This window comes from Limnobacter sp. SAORIC-580, from assembly GCF_013004065.1.
Lineage (GTDB): Bacteria > Pseudomonadota > Gammaproteobacteria > Burkholderiales > Burkholderiaceae_B > Limnobacter > Limnobacter profundi.
This window is the reverse complement of sequence record NZ_CP053084.1, coordinates 1,539,388-1,558,534: the sequence shown is the minus strand read 5'-3', so window position 1 is coordinate 1,558,534 and position 19,147 is coordinate 1,539,388. Positions and strand designations below refer to the sequence as shown.

Sequence of the window (19,147 nt, the reverse complement as noted above, 5' to 3'; positions counted from 1 at the left end):
CTCTCCTTATTGGGCCTTTGCCGAATCGCCAGTACGAACATACTCGTTCTGGGCTTTGGCTCGGACGTTCAGGGTTTCTTGCCAGCTTTCCTTGTCACCTGCCTTGAAACCGCCGGCAGTGTACTGACCGCCGCCCGTTTCAAATGCTGGTGTATCGGCTTTGCCTGCATAGCCCTTGCCATTGTTGGCGTCTTCCAGGGGTGAGCAGCCAGTGACCAGAATAAGGCCCGCGAAGGCCCCGGAAAGAATCAACTTGCCGCGAAGCGCCATATTACGCGCCCTCCTTGGCAGGTTGACCATAAGCAGAGCTCCAGCCCCACACTTCAGCACCCTTGCCGCGAACAACCACACGATTGCGGAAGATGTCGGAGACTACGTCGCCGTCACCCGCCAACAATGCCTTGGTTGAACACATTTCGGCGCACAGTGGCAGCTTGCCTTCGGCCAAACGGTTGCGACCATACTTCTCGAACTCGGCTTCGGACGCATCCTCTTCTGGACCACCGGCACAGAATGTGCACTTGTCCATCTTGCCGCGCTGACCAAACGCACCTTCCTGAGGGAATTGTGGTGCGCCGAACGGGCAGGCGTAGAAGCAGTAACCGCAGCCGATGCACAGGTCTTTGTCGTGCAACACAACACCTTCGTCGGTTTTGTAGAAGCAGTTTACGGGACAAACGGCCTGGCAAGGCGCGTCTGAACAGTGCATACAAGCCACGGAAATTGAACGTTCTCCGGGTTCGCCGTCGTTGATGGTTACCACGCGGCGGCGGTTAATGCCCCACTCTACCTCGTGCTCGTTTTTACATGCGGTGACGCAGCCATTGCACTCAATGCAACGCTCGGCATCACACAGAAACTTCATACGTGCCATTTTCTTATCTCCTTTGCATTAGTGCTTAAACCAGCTTTTCGATCTGGCAAACGGTGGTCTTCGTTTCCTGCATCATGGTCACCACGTCATAACCGTAGGTTGTGGCCGTGTTCACGGATTCACCGCGAACAATTGGCGCTGAACCTTCTGGGTAACTGCTGATCATGTCCTTGCCTTCCCAATGTCCAGAGAAGTGGAATGGCAGGAAGACCGTATCGGGTCCCACTCGGCGTGTAACCTGGGCCTGAACCTCGATTTTCGCGCCTGTTGGGGTTGTTACACGCACGGTGTCGCCGTGCTTGATACCACGGTCGTTCGCTGCTGCCGGGTTAATTTCAACAAACATGGTCTGTTGAAGCTCAGCCAGCCATGGGTTGGAACGTGTTTCTTCACCACCACCTTCGTATTCCACCAAACGGCCCGAAGTCATGATCAACGGGAAAGACTTGCCAATGTCGGCATTCTTTTCCTGAACAGACTTGTACAGGGTCGGCAAGCGCCAGAAAGCGGCCTTGTCGTCGTGTGTCGGGTACTTGGCCACCAAATCGGGCTTGGTCGAGTACAGCGGCTCACGGTGCTTTGGCACTGGGTCCGGGAAGTTCCACACCACGGCGCGCGCCTTGGCATTACCGAACGGATGGCAACCGTGCTTCATAACCACGCGCTGGATACCGCCGGAAAGGTCGGTCTTCCAGTTCTTGCCCTCTGCTTCGGCTTTTTCTGCCTCGGTCAGGTCGTCCCACCAGCCCAACTGTTTGACCATGTCGGCTGTGAATTCTGGGTAACCGGTTGTGATTTCAGCACCCAATGAATGGGAGCCGTCTTCGGCCAACAGATTAACACCGTCTTTTTCCACACCGAAGTTGGCGCGGAAGTTACCACCACCGTCCATCACGTGCTTGTCAGTCTGGTACAGGTTTGGTGAACCTGGGTGCTTGGCTTCTGGAGTGCCGTAACATGGCCATGGCAAGCCAAAGTATTCGCCGTCACAGGGGCCACCTTCGGCTTTCAATGTGCGCACGTTGAAGGTGTGCATGTTTTTCATGTGCAGCTTCAAACGCTCTGGGCTTTGGCCGGTGTAGCCAATGGTCCAGGTGCCTTTGTTGATTTCGCGCAAGATGGACTCAATTTCTGGTTCCATCATGCCGCCCTTGCCTTTCACCATGGTGAGATTCTTGGTGAGCTCTTTTTCGAAACCAAGCTTTTCGGCCAGTTGATACATGATCATGTGGTCATTGCGGCTATCAAACAAAGGCTCAATTACCTTCTCACGCCACTGAATGGAGCGGTTGGACGCAGTAATGGAACCTGAAGATTCGAACTGCGTTGTTGCTGGCAACAAGTACACTTCGCGGTTGGGGTTCAAACCTGCAGGGTCGCCAGGCATGGCGGCCATGGCTGCAGCGGCTGTTGGGTAGGGATCCACAATCACCAACAGGTCTAGTTTGTCCATGGCTTTTTTCATGTCCAAACCACGGGTTTGCGAGTTAGGTGCATGGCCCCAGAAGAACAAACCACGCAGGTTACCCGCTTTCTGGTCGATCAGTTCAGGGTTCTCAAGCACACCATCCACCCAGCGGGACACAGTCATGCCGCCCTTGGTGATCATGCCTTCTGCGTAGCGGCTCTGTACGTATTCGTAATCCAGACCCCACACGCGGCACCAGTGTTTCCATGAACCTTCGGCAACACCGTAGTAACCAGGCAATGAATCTGGATTCGGACCAACGTCTGTCGCACCCTGTACGTTACAGTGACCGCGGAAGATGTTTGCGCCACCACCGGAAATACCGATGTTGCCCAGTGCCAGTTGCAAGATACATGACGCACGAACCATGGCATTACCAATCGTGTGCTGGGTTTGACCCATACACCAAACGATTGTCGACGGCTTGGATTTGGCCATCATTTCAGCCACTTTGTACATCTGGGCTTCACCAACGCCACAGGCCTCTTCAACCTTGTCAGGTGTCCAGTTGGCCATCACATCGGCTTTGATCTGGTCCATGCCGTACACACGGTCATTGATGTACTTTTTGTCTTCCCAGCCGTTCTTGAAAATGTGGTGCAACAAACCAAACAGGAATGGAATGTCTGAACCTGAACGAATGCGAACGTATTCATCAGCACGCGCAGCGGTGCGGGTGAAACGTGGATCAACCACAATCATCTTCGCGCCAGTTTCTTTGGCATGCAGCATGTGCATCATGGAAACCGGGTGGGCTTCCGCAGCGTTTGAACCAATATACAACGCGCACTTGGTGTTCTGCATGTCGTTGTAGGAGTTGGTCATTGCACCATAGCCCCAGGTGTTCGCCACACCGGCCACCGTGGTGGAGTGGCAAATACGCGCCTGGTGGTCGCAGTTGTTGGTGCCCCATAGAGAAACCCATTTGCGCAGCAGGTAGGCCTGTTCGTTGCTGTGCTTGGAAGAACCAATGAAGAACAGAGAGTCGGGACCATTGGCCTCACGCAATTCCATCATTTTTTTGCTGACGGCTTCCAGGGCTTCATCCCAGGAAATTTTTTCGTATTTGCCGTTCACCAATTTCATGGGGTATTTCAAACGGTGTTCACCATGGCCGTGTTCACGCAGTGCTGCACCCTTGGCGCAATGTGCGCCCAAGTTAATGGGGCTGTCGAACACAGGGTTCTGGCGAACCCACACGCCATTCTGAACCACTGCATCCGTGGCGCAACCCACTGAGCAATGTGAACAAATCGTACGCTTAATCTCGATTGCACCGCTTGCGGCCCCACCTTCAGCAGCGGCTTCGGCTTTGCGCACCATGCCAAATGGCAAGCTGCCAGCAACTGCACCCGCACCTACACCAATACCGGAGCGCTTCAGGAAAGCACGGCGGTCCATGGTGGCACCCAAACGGGACCCGATTTTATTGAGCAAGCTGTGGTTGTGATTGGGAATCACTTTGGCCACTGTCTTTTCGTCTCTTCGCTTTAACATCCTGGTCTCCTCGGATTACACCAGCAAGGTTCTGTAATAGGTTTTCACATGCTCAGAGAGCTGATAACCCTTCGATTTCTTCTCAGTGCCTACGGCAGCAGCTTGTTCAGCCACTTCAGGTTGTTTGCTTACCACCAATGCAGCACCGGCAGCAGCGACACCCGCACCGGCACCCACCAGGAATTGGCGTCTTGCTAGTTTGGGTTTGTCTTGATTTATCATTTTCTTGGTCATCTCATCACCTCCAATCAAACGGCACTTTCAAAATCGAAAGACTGTGTTTCAACATCAAAGAACACGCGGGTCAAACGACCCACAGTTTTGTAAAAATCGGTATTGGCTGCTGCCTCAATGTCATCTGCCATTTGGTTATACCAACTGGCCAGGTGCGCATGAAAAAAAGCGCGCTGCTCGGGGAAGGCCACAGGCGGATCGTCTGCCAGAATCAGGTAGCGCATCACTTCGCATAAAAATGCAATGTGGTCTTCAGTTTCCACCAAGGCCTCATCGCGAGTAAGGCCAAACTTGGCCAAGTCGTCGCGAAGCAAGACCAAAGGCTTTTCATTCAAGAAACCAGCCATGTAGTACGAGCCATACAACATGACTTCAGGGCGGCCTATGCCAATGAAGTTATCCACGAATTCCTGGTTGATCTGCTTGCTGTCGAACAAGGCCACAACGCGTAACAATTCAGAAAACTCAAACCCCAAAGGTGTAGTGATGTCCAGGCTAGCCCGGTCAATTTCCCGAAATTTCGCCAAAAACTCATCGCTTACATTGCCGGAGTACAGATGGGACAGAAGGCCGTAGAAATCTGCACGGGCCCAGTCTTCACCAGCAATCAGGTTGTCGTCTTGTTGAGCTGGGGCGATCATTTCTTCACCTCAAAAATTGTCATTTCATCCTTGGCGCTGTACATGTCGGTTACACGGCAATCTGCACACATTTTCAGGCGGTTTGCATTGCGCTCGAACATGCTGTGCGCGCTCAATTTGGCGAACATGTTGTCGATCATGTGCTTGGTACCGAAAGCCTTGCCACAACTGATGCAATGGAAAGGTTGCGACTCATTCAACACACGCTTTTCACGCGCGGCGGGCCCAAGCAGCAATTGTGGAACAAGCTGCATGGCGTTTTCGGGGCAGGTTTCCACGCACAAGCCACACTGAACGCAGTTGCGCTCAATAAAACGCAGTTGGGGCATTTCAGGATTGTCGATGAGCGCTGAAGCGGGGCAAGCACTGGTGCAACTCATGCACAGGGTGCACTTGTCTTTGTTCACCAACACGGCACCGAACGGCGCGGCCGATGGCAAAGCAATGGGTTCTGAAAAACCGGACTTTGACTTGGCCTGGGCATGTTCAACCAAGTGATCAATTGCAAACTCCATTCGAGTTCGCTTGTTCGAAGACAATTCAAAGCTGGCCGGAGAAACACCACTGGCTTGCAACTCGCTGGGAGCAAACAACAGGTCAGTTTGACCGATGTGCAACACGCGAACCCGGTGTTGCAGGCCAATGGCCTCAAGCAAGGCATTCACCCAACCCACCTGCGCGGCCAAGGGTTCACCGTAATGGCTGGCCTCGACAGCAGACTGCATGACGGTAACCCGATCGGCACCGAAAGCCAAGGCAGACAGCCAAAGATCTGGGCCCACACTGGCGCTGTGGTTCAATTCAATCGGCAACAAGCTGAAATCTGAAACTGCCGATTTGCCAGAGGCAGGCTTCGCAGCTTTCTTGGCCGACTCCAACCAATTGTGCTCAAGATCTGGGCCGTGCAGCAGCACCTCGGCTTTCTTGCCGCCATTGGCCCGGAATGCCTTCAATGCTGTTTTGATGGAGCGGCCCTGAACAGTAGCCGGGCTCAGCGCAAACTGAATGGCACCGGTCGGGCACACGGTGGTGCAAGCACCACAACCCAAACACAAGTGCGGATTAACTTCAATTTTCTCGCCTGCAGATTTGATTGCTTTGGTGCTACAGGCATCGATACAGTTGCTGCAACCCTCTTTGTTTGAACGACTGTGCGCACAAATATTTGACTTGTAATCAAAGAACTTTGGCTTCTCGAACTCGCCCACGGTTTGCACCGCATCAAGCATCGCTTCCAACAACAACTGGTCGCTATCGCCGACATGCCAATAGCCCAGTGGTGCCTGGCGGTCCGCAAACAGGCCGGGCATGGTGCAGTCAATCACCATGTCGTACTGCCGTGCGGTCACTGCACTCATGTCCGCGAAGGAAATGGCTTTGAAATCACCGCAAGCCTTGATACAGGCACCAGATTGATCGCAGCTGTTCAAGTCGATCGTCAGAGATTCCTTCGAAATGGACTGCGTCGGACATGCATCCACGCAGGCACCACATCGTGTGCACATTTCCATATCAACAGGGTTGGTCTTGCGAGTGCTCAATGTGAACGCACCCAAATAACCCTCTGCAGCGTCTACATGCAATGCCTGCACGTTCAAATCGCGCTTGGCAGGCAAAACAACACCTGAAGGATCGGACACCAGCAAATCGACGGTCAGATTGTTGGCCAGAGTTTGCGCATGGTGCAATTGCTTGTCGCTGTTCGCCACAATCGCAACCCGGCCTTGTGATTTGAACAACACGGCAGGAACGGGATCAACCTGAAAGTCGGTCTCGTAAGCAGCCAGTGCAGCCACAGTCGCGGCGGCTTCGGTAGAGTTTTGAGCCGAAGGCTGACCCCGGAGCAAACCACGCAGGTTGAAAAACTCAACAGCTTGAGAAGTTGTACTATCGACCAAAGATTCGAATACGGCTTGCTCTTGGGTGCAACCGACGAAACAACGTGCACCGCTGGTTTTGTTTTTTGCATCAAGCACGGTGGCAATACCATCTCGGCAAGCACGTTGGGCGGACACAAAACGAATACCTTCCACATTCACGTTTTGCAACGCTTTGTCGATCGTCTCGCCGCTTCCCTGGCAACCACACACAAACACATCCGAGTTGGTCATTGTATTGATACTTCTATTTTGGTTATTTGGCAATTAATTGCAAAACTTGTGCCAGAGCGAGGCAAAACATTTTTTTATTTAGAATCAGCAGTCTAGAAATGGACGCTTGCACACAGATAGGAAGGGTGGTGCATTTTGTCTGTATCGAGCTGGACAAGCCGCAGACAAAATGTACCAAATATTAGTTATTTTTCGCCCGGTGTTTCGAACGATCGTTTTTCTAGTTCTTTATTAAAATCAGAGCCTTGCAAACCATCCGGGATAACCCTAACATCATCTAGAGCATCCGGATTTTCAGCTGCTGTTTGTTCAATATCACCTGTTTTGTCTGACACGGCAGGAACAGAATCATCAGAACCGGACAGCACAGACGCCACCCGCTCAAGTCCCTCCTCCATGTCGGCTTTTTTCAGTATTTCAAGGTCTGGTCGGCTGAGCAATTGCTTGGACAGGGTCATTTTCCCGATGTCTTCCTGACTCAGCGGCGTGAACTTGTTGTAATCATCGATGTAAATATCCAGACCATCCATCACGTTGAATTCCGGGCGGGAGAACAACGCCTTGAATGCTTTGTTTTTCAGTTCTGTTGAAACTTTATCCACCATGAAAGCCTTGATGTCCCCACCCTGCTTCACGGCCAGAAGATCTGCTTCAGTGGGCAATGGAAGTTCGGGCTGAGAAGGAGTTTGCGACTTTGGCTGTGAATCAGCGAGTTCAATGACCGCGTTACCCTGATTGGTATCGCTGCCTTGAAAAGGGGCACTGAGCTGCAATTCCGGGGCGTCTTCAGCTTGCTTTTCTCGCGCCCGAACTTCAAGTTTGCGCTTGGACCATCGGCTTAAAAAATTCTCGCTCATCGCTTTAACCACGCTCTTCAGGTTTTATGAAGGACTGAGGACGCCTACGCTGCTTGGGCTCGGGTTGATATTTGGCTTGAACCAGCTCGGCAAGCCAACTGGCCACTGGTGCCGGCAAGGGCAAGGTTTGCACTTCTTCGTTGGAATCCATCCAGCGGGCAGCTTCGTCATAACTGAAAGTGGCCTCGAATACTGAGGGCATTTGGGTTTTGTTGTCTTCCGGGTAACGTACCCCAAAGAAAATGAAAGGCGTCTCCGTGTCCAGATTCAGGAAATAGCCTTGTAACTGATCTTGATACACCTCGACATTGACTGTTTGAACCCGTTCGTCTGCACCCTGCGGCATGAAAACATCCACTGGCCCCATCTCGAGCACTTGCCAGCGAAAGGGCTGCCAAGGGGAGTTTTGTGCCACCTTCCCGATTTTGACGTTCAAAGCCAGTTCACCCAACACCAAAAATTTTGCGCTCAAAAAACACCTCTGTGAGTTGCCGGTGCCCGCCAGTACGGGCACAATTCATGGTTATTAGATTAGAAGATACACCACAAGTATCACAATAGGAGTTTGCCCCATGGGGCGAGGGATTGAACGATGACAGACCGAGTTATTCAACTGGTCCAGGACAATTCGCGCGTAATTCCCTTGAATTTCAGCGCACCGCAAAACAGTGAAGTACCCGCAAAAGATCATTTCAATCGCAGGCTTCACGACTTGCGCATTTCTGTCACGGATCGCTGCAACTTTCGTTGCGTGTACTGCATGCCCAAGTCGATTTTCGACAAAGACTACCAGTTCTTGCCGCACAAAGACTTGCTCAGCTTTGAAGAAATCGAGCAGGTTGCCCGAGAATTCGTGGCACTGGGAGTAGAGAAAATACGCCTTACCGGTGGCGAGCCACTGCTGCGAAAAAACATCGAGATCCTGATAGAACAACTGGCACGCTTGCGCACGCCTGGCGGAAAACCGGTTGAAATCACGCTGACAACCAACGGTACCCTGCTGCGCAAAAAATCTAAAATTTTGAAAGAAGCCGGGTTGAACCGTGTCACGGTGAGCCTGGATGCAATCGACGATGCGGTTTTCAAGGCCATGAACGACGTAGACTTTTCAGTCAACGAAGTACTCGATGGAATTGAAGCAGCCCATGAGGCTGGCTTGGGTCCGATCAAAGTCAACATGGTTGTGAAAGGTGGCATGAATGACGGACAGGTGCTACCCATGGCCAAACACTTCAAGGGCACACCCCACATACTTCGATTTATTGAGTACATGGATGTGGGCAGCAGCAATGGTTGGAAAATGGACGAGGTCGTGCCATCGGCGCGCATCATCAACATGATTTCCCAACAAGTGTCGCAATTGCAAATGCTGGATGCCAATTACACCGGTGAAGTGGCTGAACGCTGGAAATATAGCGATGGCACCGGTGAAATCGGCGTAATTTCGTCGGTAACCCAAGCCTTTTGCAAAGACTGTACACGCATACGTTTGTCCACTGAGGGCAAGCTTTACACCTGCCTGTTTGCCAGCAAGGGGCACGATTTAAAGCCCTTGATTCGCTCGAACGCCTTGCCTGAAGCGATTGGCGAACAACTGAATCATGCGATCAGAAACCTGTGGTCTGTTCGGGCGGATCGATACAGTGAAATTCGAACTGAAAACACCACACAGCCCAAAGACAGAATCGAAATGTCGTATATCGGCGGCTGAGGAATTCATTGAAACAAGTTATGGCAGCGCACATACAAACCACCCACGCGAGCATACCCAGCACCGTTGAAATTACGGCCACCAACGAGCGCGGTGAACAGGTCCCGGTTCAAATTTCGGGTGAACATCCGCTCACCCTATATTTCGACAAGAAAGAACTGTTAACCATCATGACCCTGGGTGCTCAGCCTGAGGCCTTGGCGCTGGGCTGGCTGCGCAATCAAAGGCTGGTGTCCGACCCCTCGGAAATCGCAGCAATTCACGTGGACTGGGAAACAGAGAGTGTTGCAGTCACTTCAACAGTGCTAAAAAACACAGGCCAAACCATTTGGGAAACCACTGAAAAAGCGCAAAAGCTTGAGAAAAAAACCACCACCTCGGGTTGCGGCCAAGGCACCGTATTTGGCGACCTTATGGAAGACCTGGACAAAGTGCAACTGAGCAATGCTTACAATCTTTCGCAAGATGTGTTGTACGGCGTGATGGACCATGTTCGCAAACACGAGTCAATTTACAAACAGGCCGGCGCGGTGCATGGTTGCGCGCTGTGTTCCAACAGCGGTGAAAACCGTGGTGAAATTTTGCTGTTCGTCGAGGACGTGGGCCGACACAATGCTGTGGACGCCATTGCTGGTCAAATGTGGTTACACGGCATGACGGGTGAAGACAAAATTTTTTACACCACTGGCAGGCTGACTTCCGAGATGGTGATCAAGTGTGCCCAAATGGGTATACCGGTGCTGGTTTCTCGCTCGGGCCTCACACAAATGGGCTACGAAATTGCCCAGAAACTGAACATCACCATGCTGGGCCGCTGCCAGGGCAAGCACTATTTGCTCTACACCGGCACACACCGATTCAACACTTTAATTGACACACAAATCGCATGAGCATTTCACTGGATGACATCGCTGGCGTAATTCTCGCCGGTGGTATGGGTCGCCGCATGGGCGGCGTTGACAAAGGTCTGCGCAATTTCAAGAATGCACCACTGGCATTGCACGCAATGATGCGACTCAATGGGCAAGTGGGAGACATATGTATCAATGCCAACCGAAATATCGGTGTGTACGAGGGCTTCGGCGTTGAAGTGGTGTGCGACGTTCAACCCGACTACGCAGGCCCTTTGGCTGGCATGCAAGCGGCGCTTGCTCACACCAACCTGCCTTATCTGGTGACTGTGCCTTGCGATGTGCCCATGTTCCCTTTGAATCTGGTTGAGAAACTGAGTGCACCATTTGAAAAAAACGTGGGATTGATGCTGACAGTGGCTTCAACAAAAGGCCGCCACCACCCTGTGTTTTGCATGATGCGCACTGAACTGTTGCCCAACATGGAGGAATTTTTGCGCAAGGGTGGTCGAAAAATTGATGCCTGGTACGCCAACATTCCACATGAAGCGGTTGAATTTGACGATGAGGCAGCCTTTCACAACGTCAACACCCTCGAAGAACTCAAAGAACTTGAACAAAAATCCTGAGTAGCAAGGCAAAGTATGGAAACTGATTTTCAAACTGTTGAAGAAGCGCGAATCAAAATACTGTCGCTTCTCAAGCCGATTACAGGCACCCGAACCGTGGCCATTCGCGACGCACTGGACCAGGTGTTGGCTGCCGATTTGTTGTCCCCCATTAATGTGCCCGCGCATGACAATTCTGCGATGGATGGCTACGCCTTCAACAGCAACTGCATACAAAACGCCGACATCACCCAACTGAAAATGATTGGTACCGCCTACGCGGGCAAGGCATTCAACGGCAGTTGTGCCCATGGTGAATGTGTGCGCATTATGACTGGTGCAGTGATGCCCCAGAACTGCGACACCGTGCTGGTGCAGGAAAATGCCACTGTCAGTGGTGACCACATCAGCTTTCCACCAGGTGCAGTCAAAGCGGGCGACAACCGCAGGCTTGCCGGTGAAGACCTAACGATTGGCAAACCCGCCCTGCCCGCAGGCAAAGTGCTTCGGCCTGCCGACCTAGGTTTGCTGGCCTCGCTGGGCATTGCCGAAATTTCGGTGCGTAGAAAATTGCGGGTTGCTTTTTTCTCCACTGGCGACGAATTGCGATCCCTTGGCCAGCCACTGGATGAAGGCTGCGTGTATGACAGCAACCGCTACACACTGTATGGCATGCTGACCCGACTGCGATTCATTGAATTGCTGGATATGGGTGTGGTACACGACTCCCCGAAAGCCCTTGAACAAGCCATGTTGCAGGCCATGGAACAAGCCGATGTGATCGTGACTTCGGGCGGTGTTTCTGTGGGTGAAGCGGACTACACCAAACATGTCATGGAAAAACTGGGCAGCGTGAATTTCTGGAAAATTGCCATGCGCCCAGGTCGCCCAATGGCTTTTGGCCAGGTTCACAACAAAGCCGATGGCGACTCCGCCTATTTGTTCGGCTTGCCGGGCAACCCGGTCGCAGTCATGGTGACCTTTTATGCATTCGTGCGCGACGCATTGTTCAAACTTGCCAATGCCAACCCCTTGCCAGTTCCCATGCTGAACGCGAAGCTGGTCCAAAACGTTCGCAAGCGCCCAGGACGGACTGAGTATCAGCGCGCTCGTCTGGTCATGGAAGATGGTGTTCTGGTTGCCCACCTAACGGGTTCACAAGGATCAGGAATTTTGCGCAGTATGTCAGAGTCAGATGGTTTGCTGGTACTTGATCACGAACAAGGTGACTTGAAAGCAGGCGATACTGTATTGGCCCTGCCCTTTGAAGGTTTGATTTAGGATACCCCTCGCTCCCCACCCGGGGGAGTGAACCAAGTGAGTGATTTTCAGGGCCAAATTCAAGCGCTACCATGGGCGCACTTGAATTTCGGCCCCTGACATGCTCCAAGACCCCCGCCCAATCAAACCATTGCAACACGCCTTGTGCAGCGTGCTGAAAAACGTGGGGCTGGAGTTTTTACCCAGCCAATGGGCATTGCAAGCCAATTTGGCTGAGACAGGAAGCGACCCCGAACTGAATCAATTGTTGGCTTATCTATCAGCCTGCAATATTTCTCGGCAGCTGTTTCAAAATGTGTCCACCAGTGAAATAAAACACCTTGGTCCACACACGCTGGCCATGTTGCACAACGGCCAGTGTGGCTTGCTTGAAGAACTGATTGCATCGAATTCCCCACCAGCGTCCTTGAAATGGGCCCTGCAAATTGAAGCCCCCCAAACCACTGAAGACACCCGAAGCGAACCAGCGCCGGCAAGCCTGTTTGAGTTTTGGCAACAGCTTCGTGATAGCCAATGGTTGCGAGAAGCACTCGATTTTGAGAATGGAAGCTTCAAGCCGGTGATCTATGCCTCTCTGTTGATCAACTTGCTGGCCCTGGCAGGCCCGCTGTTCTCGCTACAGGTGTATGACCGCATCATTCCTAACCAGGCCTATGCATCAATGATTGCATTGCTGTTCGGTGTATTTCTTTGCCTGGGTTTTGAGCATGCTTTAAAGCATGCGCGCCATCGCTTGATGGAAATTGCGGCAACCTCCATCGACACCCGCTGCACCATGCACCTGTCAAAATCACTCTTGAATGTGCCCATCCACAAAACCGAACCAACCCTGCTTTTGCAGCACCTTCGTTCGTTCGAGCAACTGCGTGAATTGGTTACAGGCGTGTTTCTGCTTGCGCTGATTGACCTGCCATTTCTGCTGCTTTTTCTGGCGGTAATTGCCCTGATTCACCCCCTTTTCCTGTTGATCTCGGGCGGAGTAATTGGACTCACCTTGCTGTTCATCGCCACATCTCACCGAACAATTTCCCGGCTCGGGCAAACACAAATGCGGCAAAGCCGCGAAACCCAAAGCCAATGGCTAGACTCGCTGGCCTGTCTGGACAACATTCAGGCACACGGCGTTCAGCAAGCACACAGCAAATTGTTGAACAAACTTCAGCTTAAATCGCGGCTAAGCGGCAATGCAGTTCGCGATCAAATGTTTTTAATCAATCAACGAATACACCTGTTGCAACAAGGCAGTTGGGTACTGACCATCGCGCTGGGTGTTTATTTCATTGTTGAAAAACAACTCACCGTGGGTGGCTTGATCGCAGTCTCCATGCTCACCATGCGCTGCTTTGCACCTATCCAGAAATTACAGGCCCACCTGGTACAAACCCATTCGGCCCAGGCCAGCTTCGAAGAACTGGACCGGTTTTTGGGGCAACAAACCCAAACCACTGAGCAACGCGCTGCTCTTGAACGCATCGACACCATGGCCCTTGAATTTGTAAGCGTTTTGAAACCTGGCCGTAACAGCGAAACTGCTCAACCTTTTGACTTCATACTGCGCGCCGTGAACCTGCAACTGCACGCGGGAAACCGGCTTGGAATCATCGGTACAACTGGCTCTGGAAAAACCTCCCTGCTCAAACTGCTGGCCCAACAACTGAAATGCGATCACGGCCAACTGGCGGTCAACAAGCTTTCGATTGCACATTTTCACAGCAGTGAATTTCAATCCAAAGTGGGTTATGCAAGCCAACCCCCGGTGCTGATCAAGGGCAGTTTGCTCGACAACATTCGCTTCATGCGCCCGCACATCAGTACTGAGAACTGCTGGAAAATTCTGCAGCAACTTGGGCTCAAAGAATGGGTAGATCAACACCCGGACGGCATTCACATGGCAATTGACAGCCAGGGCAACAACTTGTCTTCAGGGCAAAAGCAGGCTGTATCGCTGTGCAGAGCGCTGGCGGGCCAACCCCAATTGGTGCTTCTGGACGAACCCACCGTGTGTCTTGATCAACACATGGAGAGCCAGCTGATGCGACATTTGCAGCAGCTGCCAGAACACAGCATTTTGGTATTCACCACACACAAGCTTGGGCTATTGGCTTGTGCCAGCAGCCTTGCACTGATGCACAAGGGACAAATTCACGCGCAGGGCAACAAGCCTGAGGTACTGCACGCAGCCAATGCACTTGCCACACAACACAAACAAAAAAATGCAGGTTGAACCATGAAAATTCAACATCACGCACAGCGAATTGTCGACTGGCTTGCCGGGCGGAATGAAGAACATCACATGCCGGCAACTGCAGGGCTGGACCAGTCAAGGCTGTGGCATGAACAACAAGTGCTCACCAAACGCCTGGTACATGGCTGCGCCCTTACCTTGCTGGCCCTGCTGGCGTGGTCTGCAATTGCAACAGTGCCCCAGGCTGCACATGGCGAGGCACGTGTGGTTCCCTCGCAGCGATTGCAGGTCATTCAAGCCGTAGACGGCGGCGTGATCAACCAGGTGTTTGTCCGCGAAGGTCAGCTGGTGAAGGCTGGTGACAAACTGGTTCAAATTGACATCACGCGTTTTTCATCAAGCCTCAAGGAAAAGGAAGCGATCGACGCCTCGTTTCAATTTCGAGAAGCCCGGTTAATGGCACAACTTAACAACACAACGCTAAACCTGCCTGCCCCATTAATTCAGCAGTACCCCGATTTGTACCTGCAAGAATCCAAGTTGCTACAAACCAAACTGCAAGAATGGGCCGCACAAACGCAAATTTATGAACAGCAGCTTGACCAACGGCAACGCGAACTCGACGAAGCACAAAGCAACGCCACCGCAGCCAAACGGAATCTGGAAATCTCGGAACAAGAATTGAGCAGCATGCGGCCACTGCTAAAAAGCGGCGCTGTATCCCCGGTTGAAGTACTGCGACTTGAACGCGATGTAGCCAAAGCCAAAGGCGACTATGAAGGTGCCAATGCACAAACCAACCGACTGTACTCTGCCATTCGCGAGGCCCGCCAGAAAATTGAAGAAATTCGATTAAAGCAAATCAACGAAGCACGCACCGAGCTCTCGGAAGTCAAGGCACGCCTGGCCAGCCTTGAGCAAAACCAGATCGAACTGAACGACAGGGTGAACCAGGCCACCTTAAAAACCCCTGTGGACGGCCTTGTACAACGTATTTTGTACAACACCCGGGGTGCCGTTGTGCCTGCGGGAAAAGAGGTGATCGAAATTGTGCCAATTGATGAACAGCTGGTTTTCGAGACACGAATCAACCCAAAAGACATCGCATTTATTCGACCAGAACAAAGCGCCAACATTCGAGTCACAGCCTATGACTATTCCATTTACGGTGCACTTGAAGGCACCGTAGAAAGTATTTCTGCGGACAGTTTGCTCGACGAATTCGGCCGACCTTACTTCAGTGTGAAAGTGACAGTGCCGCGCCTGAAAGTGCATGAAAAAATTCGTCTGATGCCTGGCATGGTCGCCAATGTCAGCATTGAAACTGAAGATCGAACTGTATTGTCCTACCTCACCAAACCTGTCATACGCGGCTCAATTCAGGCATTTACTGAACAGTAAATCAACACCAGTCATCCCAATAACTCCATAGAGTTAACTCTCACTCATCCTGACCCAATCACCTGTTTGGCACGCAGTTGATTTGGAACCAAACTCGCGACTCGATCACTTATCAATGACATCGAACCCGAGGACCCCCATGAGCGAGAAGCCCGTTGTGAATGCCCAAGAATGCGACCCAAGTACCCTTGGCCTGGCCAGGAAACCGCGCCCAGCCTTAAAGCGCAAACCGCAAACCGAGGTGGTTGTTCAACTGGGACCCTTTACCGACGGGCAAATTACTGCACCTGAAATGGTTCGTCCCCTTGAAGGACCCACGGAATGGCTGATCAAGCCAAAAACCGGTGAGATTGTTCCCTTTGACGCAGGCACACCACCCGAGAAAGATGTCATACGCAAATACATCACCGTGGGTGCCCAAGACAACGATGTTCCCGAAGACCTTCCAAAACTGAGCGAAGGCTATGTTGTGGAGCGGATTAACCAGGACCCGCTGCCCAGCATGGATGGTGAAGTTGGCGAAAATGGTGTCAACACAGTTCGCGTGGTTGAAAAAGAAGGCCCGGCCAGCGTGGAATGCAAAGACACGCCGCCACCCACGCCCGTCGATGAAAATGAAGAGCCCCCACCCGTAGACCCACCTGTGGATGAGGAAGAGGACTGCGAATGCCCTACGCCACCCACCTGCCCCCCAGTGGACGAACAGGAGGACTGTGAGCCAGAACCAGACTGCAAGCCTGAGCCTGAATGCAAACCAGAACCTGAATGTACACCCGAGCCTGAGTGCAAAACAGATCCTGATTGCCCAGAGGTTGACGCGGTTAATGACTGCGCCAGCACGAAGGTGGATTGCCCGGTGATTGTCGACGTTCTGAAAAATGACCTCGGCTGCGGTGATTTGAAAATCACCGAGGCCAGCGCCGAAAACGGCACGGTTGAAATCAGGGATGGCAAATTACACTACACACCCAACGAGGGTTTTTGCGGAGAAGATGTAATCAGCTACACCCTAGGCGATGAAAGCTGCCTGACCGACACCGCCCATGTGTACATGAACGTTGAACCTGACGATACGCCGGTGAACGACAACGACTGCCCAACCGGCTACTCCGACTGTACCGAATACACCGATGGCAACGACTACGCGGGCAATCCCAAGATGAACGACCATGAATACTCGTCTGAACAATACACAGTCGATGCGGTAGTTGAAGCGGTTCAGGAAAAGGTACAAACCTATCTGGATCAAGCCCGGGAACAAGCCAACGAATACATTCAAAGCAAAACTGGCTGGGCTTCTGGGCTCAGTTCCAGTGGTTTCGATTCTTCAGCCAGCGCACCTGCTGAAGAAGCTGCCGCAGTTTGCTGATGCAATTTAACGAACGAGCCAACATGAACACAAGCCACACACCCAACCCCACGCTGAAAACCTTGCCTGCGGCCATGGTTCTCGCCTTGCTCACCCTGAGTGCCCCTGCCGCCTGGGCACAGGAAAGCCAGGCTGTAACCGAGGTGCAAGCCCAATCAGCGACGCAAGCAACAGAAAACAATGCGCCAAATCCTTTGCAACAAAGTGTAATTAAAGGCCTGCAAAACAGTCCGACACTGGATGCCGATGTGCATGCACTCGAGGCGCAAATGGAAGAAGCCAACGTGGTGTTCGGCACGTTGCTACCCACTGTCGATGCACGGGGCTCTGCTGGTCGCGAACGTACCCGGATCGAAGACGCAGACACACGCACCTACAACGCGAATTCCTACGGCATTGAAGCACGCCAAAACCTGTACAACGGTTTTGCCTCCCAGGCTCGCTACCTCGCGGCCTACTCTGGAGCCATGCAAAGCTATTACCGATACCTGAACAAAGCCAATCAGGTTGCCTTTGAGGCCTCTAGCGCCCATGTTGATGTATCCCGCTTTCAGGCACTGACTCGCCTGTCAGAGGACAACTTGAAATATCACCAAGACCTGATGAACCGCATTGAAGAAAAGGTCAAAAGTGGCGTGACCCGTCAATCTGATCTGGAACAGGCACGCAGCCGATACACCCTGGCCTTGGGTAACCTGGCCACCGAGAAGGCGAACACTTTCTCTGCGATGGCCAACTACCAAAGAATTACCGACACGGTTTGGCCTGTCAACCAAGCCGGGGAGTATGTTGTAAACGCAAACTTTGAAGTTGAAAACAGGGAACGTCTGGTGTTCGCCCTGAACAACCACCCACTGCTCAAGGCATCCAACGCATCCATTGCCACGGCCAAACAGGAAGTAACTGCGGCCAGCGAGGGTTTTCATCCCCGCCTTGATTTGCGTGCAAAAACCGATGTGTACAGCAACTACCTTTCCACATTCGACGAACGTCAAATTTCATCAATCGACTTGCTGGCCACGATTAACCTGTACCGCGGTGGCGCCGACAATGCCTCCCGAAATGCCGCGATCAAACGTCGACTTCGCAGCCTGGACGACAAACTGGTCATTTGCAGAGCCATTCGACAATCCACCCAAACCTCGCTTTTCGATGTGGTCAGTTCGCAAAAAAAACTGAATTACTTTCGCGAACAGGCAGCTGCAATTACCAAAGCACGAGCTGCCTATGAACAACAATTTGCGGTGGGCCGACGCAGCCTGCTCGATTTGCTGAGTGCTGAAAATGAGTACTATCAGGCCCAGCGTGCCCTGATCAATATTGAAGCTGATTTGAGCATTTCAAAACTGAAATTGCTGGCTGCCACTGGCCAGCTCACCACACTGTTTGCGGTGGATGCACTGGTCAATGCCGATGAGCCCACCAAGCGCAACGTGCTGTTCTATACAGAACAAAGCCAAAGTGGTGCTGAAGCTGAAGGTTGTCCAGCCAGCTTGATTAATCTGGAAGACTTCGATTTGCCCAACATCGGATTCGATGAGGCCTTGAAGTCAGTGGATGCCACAAACAGCTTGCCTCCAATTCAGTTGGCTCAGCTGGACAATGGTGGCGTGGCCAACCCACAGGTGGCTGCATTTGGCGACCCTGCGGAAGTCTCCAAAAGCCTGATCGACAAAACCAAGGCATGGGCCAAGGCTTGGGAAAGCAAAGACTTGAACAGTTACATCGCCTTTTACGCGCCAAACTTCAAGCCCGAAGAAGGCAGCTACGAAGCATGGGTCAGCAACCGACGTGATCGAATTTCAAAAGCACAGGGAATCGACATCGAAATTTCTGACTTGCAAGTGATACCCAGTTTTGACAAACCCGATGAGTACGAAATCAGCTTTGTTCAAGATTACCGTGCAAAGTTTTATCAAGAACGCTCGAAAAAGGTACTGACCTGGAAAGAAAACAAAGGCATTTGGCAAATTATCCGGGAACAAAACATGCCTGTGACCACAGCACAAACCCAAGGCAGGAAAAACCTGAATCTTGCTGAAGCCAAGGTCGATTAGTT

The 19,147-nt window shown here is 52.2% G+C and carries 16 protein-coding genes; 8 read left to right on the top strand and 8 right to left on the bottom strand.

The features are described from left to right. Positions 1–6: 6 nt before the first annotated feature. The 8 genes from HKT17_RS07215 to HKT17_RS07180 all read right to left on the bottom strand — a co-directional run bounded on the left by HKT17_RS07215 (position 7) and on the right by HKT17_RS07180 (position 8,154). On the bottom strand, positions 7–270 hold the full coding sequence (locus HKT17_RS07215) for a hypothetical protein (protein ID WP_171098937.1): 264 nt from the start codon (positions 268–270) through the stop codon (positions 7–9). A 1-nt stretch (position 271) separates the two neighbouring features. Next, entirely contained in the window at positions 272–874 is a 603-nt protein-coding gene (gene fdh3B, locus HKT17_RS07210; protein WP_008249081.1) for a formate dehydrogenase FDH3 subunit beta, read from the bottom strand. 25 nt (positions 875–899) lie between these two features. Continuing rightward, positions 900–3,839, bottom strand: a complete 2,940-nt coding sequence (locus HKT17_RS07205) for a molybdopterin-dependent oxidoreductase (RefSeq protein WP_205882522.1) — start codon at positions 3,837–3,839, stop codon at positions 900–902. Between the two features lie 15 nt (positions 3,840–3,854). Beyond that, on the bottom strand, positions 3,855–4,073 hold the full coding sequence (locus tag HKT17_RS07200; protein ID WP_240965933.1) for a twin-arginine translocation signal domain-containing protein: 219 nt from the start codon (positions 4,071–4,073) through the stop codon (positions 3,855–3,857). A 14-nt stretch (positions 4,074–4,087) separates the two neighbouring features. Then, positions 4,088–4,714 (bottom strand): TorD/DmsD family molecular chaperone, encoded by a 627-nt coding sequence (locus HKT17_RS07195; RefSeq protein WP_171098935.1) that lies wholly within the window; start codon positions 4,712–4,714, stop codon positions 4,088–4,090. Beyond that, on the bottom strand, positions 4,711–6,825 hold the full coding sequence (locus tag HKT17_RS07190) for a 4Fe-4S binding protein (protein ID WP_171098933.1): 2,115 nt from the start codon (positions 6,823–6,825) through the stop codon (positions 4,711–4,713). Before HKT17_RS07190 ends, HKT17_RS07195 begins: the two co-directional genes overlap by 4 nt. Before the next feature lie 185 nt (positions 6,826–7,010). Beyond that, entirely contained in the window at positions 7,011–7,682 is a 672-nt protein-coding gene (locus tag HKT17_RS07185; RefSeq protein ID WP_171098931.1) for a DUF3306 domain-containing protein, read from the bottom strand. Positions 7,683–7,686: 4 nt separating this feature from the next. Then, entirely contained in the window at positions 7,687–8,154 is a 468-nt protein-coding gene (locus HKT17_RS07180) for a DUF3305 domain-containing protein (protein ID WP_171098929.1), read from the bottom strand. Between the two features lie 120 nt (positions 8,155–8,274). Between HKT17_RS07180 and moaA the strand changes: the two genes are divergently transcribed. The 8 genes from moaA (at position 8,275) to HKT17_RS07140 (ending at position 19,145) form a co-directional block, all read left to right on the top strand. Next, positions 8,275–9,393: a GTP 3',8-cyclase MoaA gene (gene moaA / locus HKT17_RS07175; RefSeq protein WP_171098927.1), complete on the top strand. Its 1,119-nt coding sequence runs from the start codon at positions 8,275–8,277 to the stop codon at positions 9,391–9,393. A 20-nt stretch (positions 9,394–9,413) separates the two neighbouring features. After that, positions 9,414–10,283: a formate dehydrogenase accessory sulfurtransferase FdhD gene (locus HKT17_RS07170; RefSeq protein WP_171101418.1), complete on the top strand. Its 870-nt coding sequence runs from the start codon at positions 9,414–9,416 to the stop codon at positions 10,281–10,283. Next, positions 10,280–10,873, top strand: coding sequence for a molybdenum cofactor guanylyltransferase MobA (gene mobA / locus HKT17_RS07165; RefSeq protein WP_171098925.1), 594 nt, complete (start codon positions 10,280–10,282; stop codon positions 10,871–10,873). Before HKT17_RS07170 ends, mobA begins: the two co-directional genes overlap by 4 nt. A gap of 15 nt (positions 10,874–10,888) precedes the next feature. Then, positions 10,889–12,133: a molybdopterin molybdotransferase MoeA gene (gene moeA, locus HKT17_RS07160; protein WP_171098923.1), complete on the top strand. Its 1,245-nt coding sequence runs from the start codon at positions 10,889–10,891 to the stop codon at positions 12,131–12,133. 100 nt (positions 12,134–12,233) lie between these two features. After that, entirely contained in the window at positions 12,234–14,357 is a 2,124-nt protein-coding gene (locus tag HKT17_RS07155; RefSeq protein WP_171098921.1) for an ATP-binding cassette domain-containing protein, read from the top strand. 3 nt (positions 14,358–14,360) lie between these two features. Beyond that, positions 14,361–15,719 (top strand): HlyD family type I secretion periplasmic adaptor subunit, encoded by a 1,359-nt coding sequence (locus tag HKT17_RS07150; RefSeq protein ID WP_171098919.1) that lies wholly within the window; start codon positions 14,361–14,363, stop codon positions 15,717–15,719. Positions 15,720–15,834: 115 nt separating this feature from the next. After that, a complete protein-coding gene (locus HKT17_RS07145; protein WP_171098917.1) occupies positions 15,835–17,088 on the top strand; it encodes an Ig-like domain-containing protein in 1,254 nt (417 codons plus the stop codon). 23 nt (positions 17,089–17,111) lie between these two features. Next, positions 17,112–19,145 (top strand): TolC family protein, encoded by a 2,034-nt coding sequence (locus HKT17_RS07140; RefSeq protein ID WP_171098915.1) that lies wholly within the window; start codon positions 17,112–17,114, stop codon positions 19,143–19,145. Positions 19,146–19,147 lie beyond the last annotated feature (2 nt).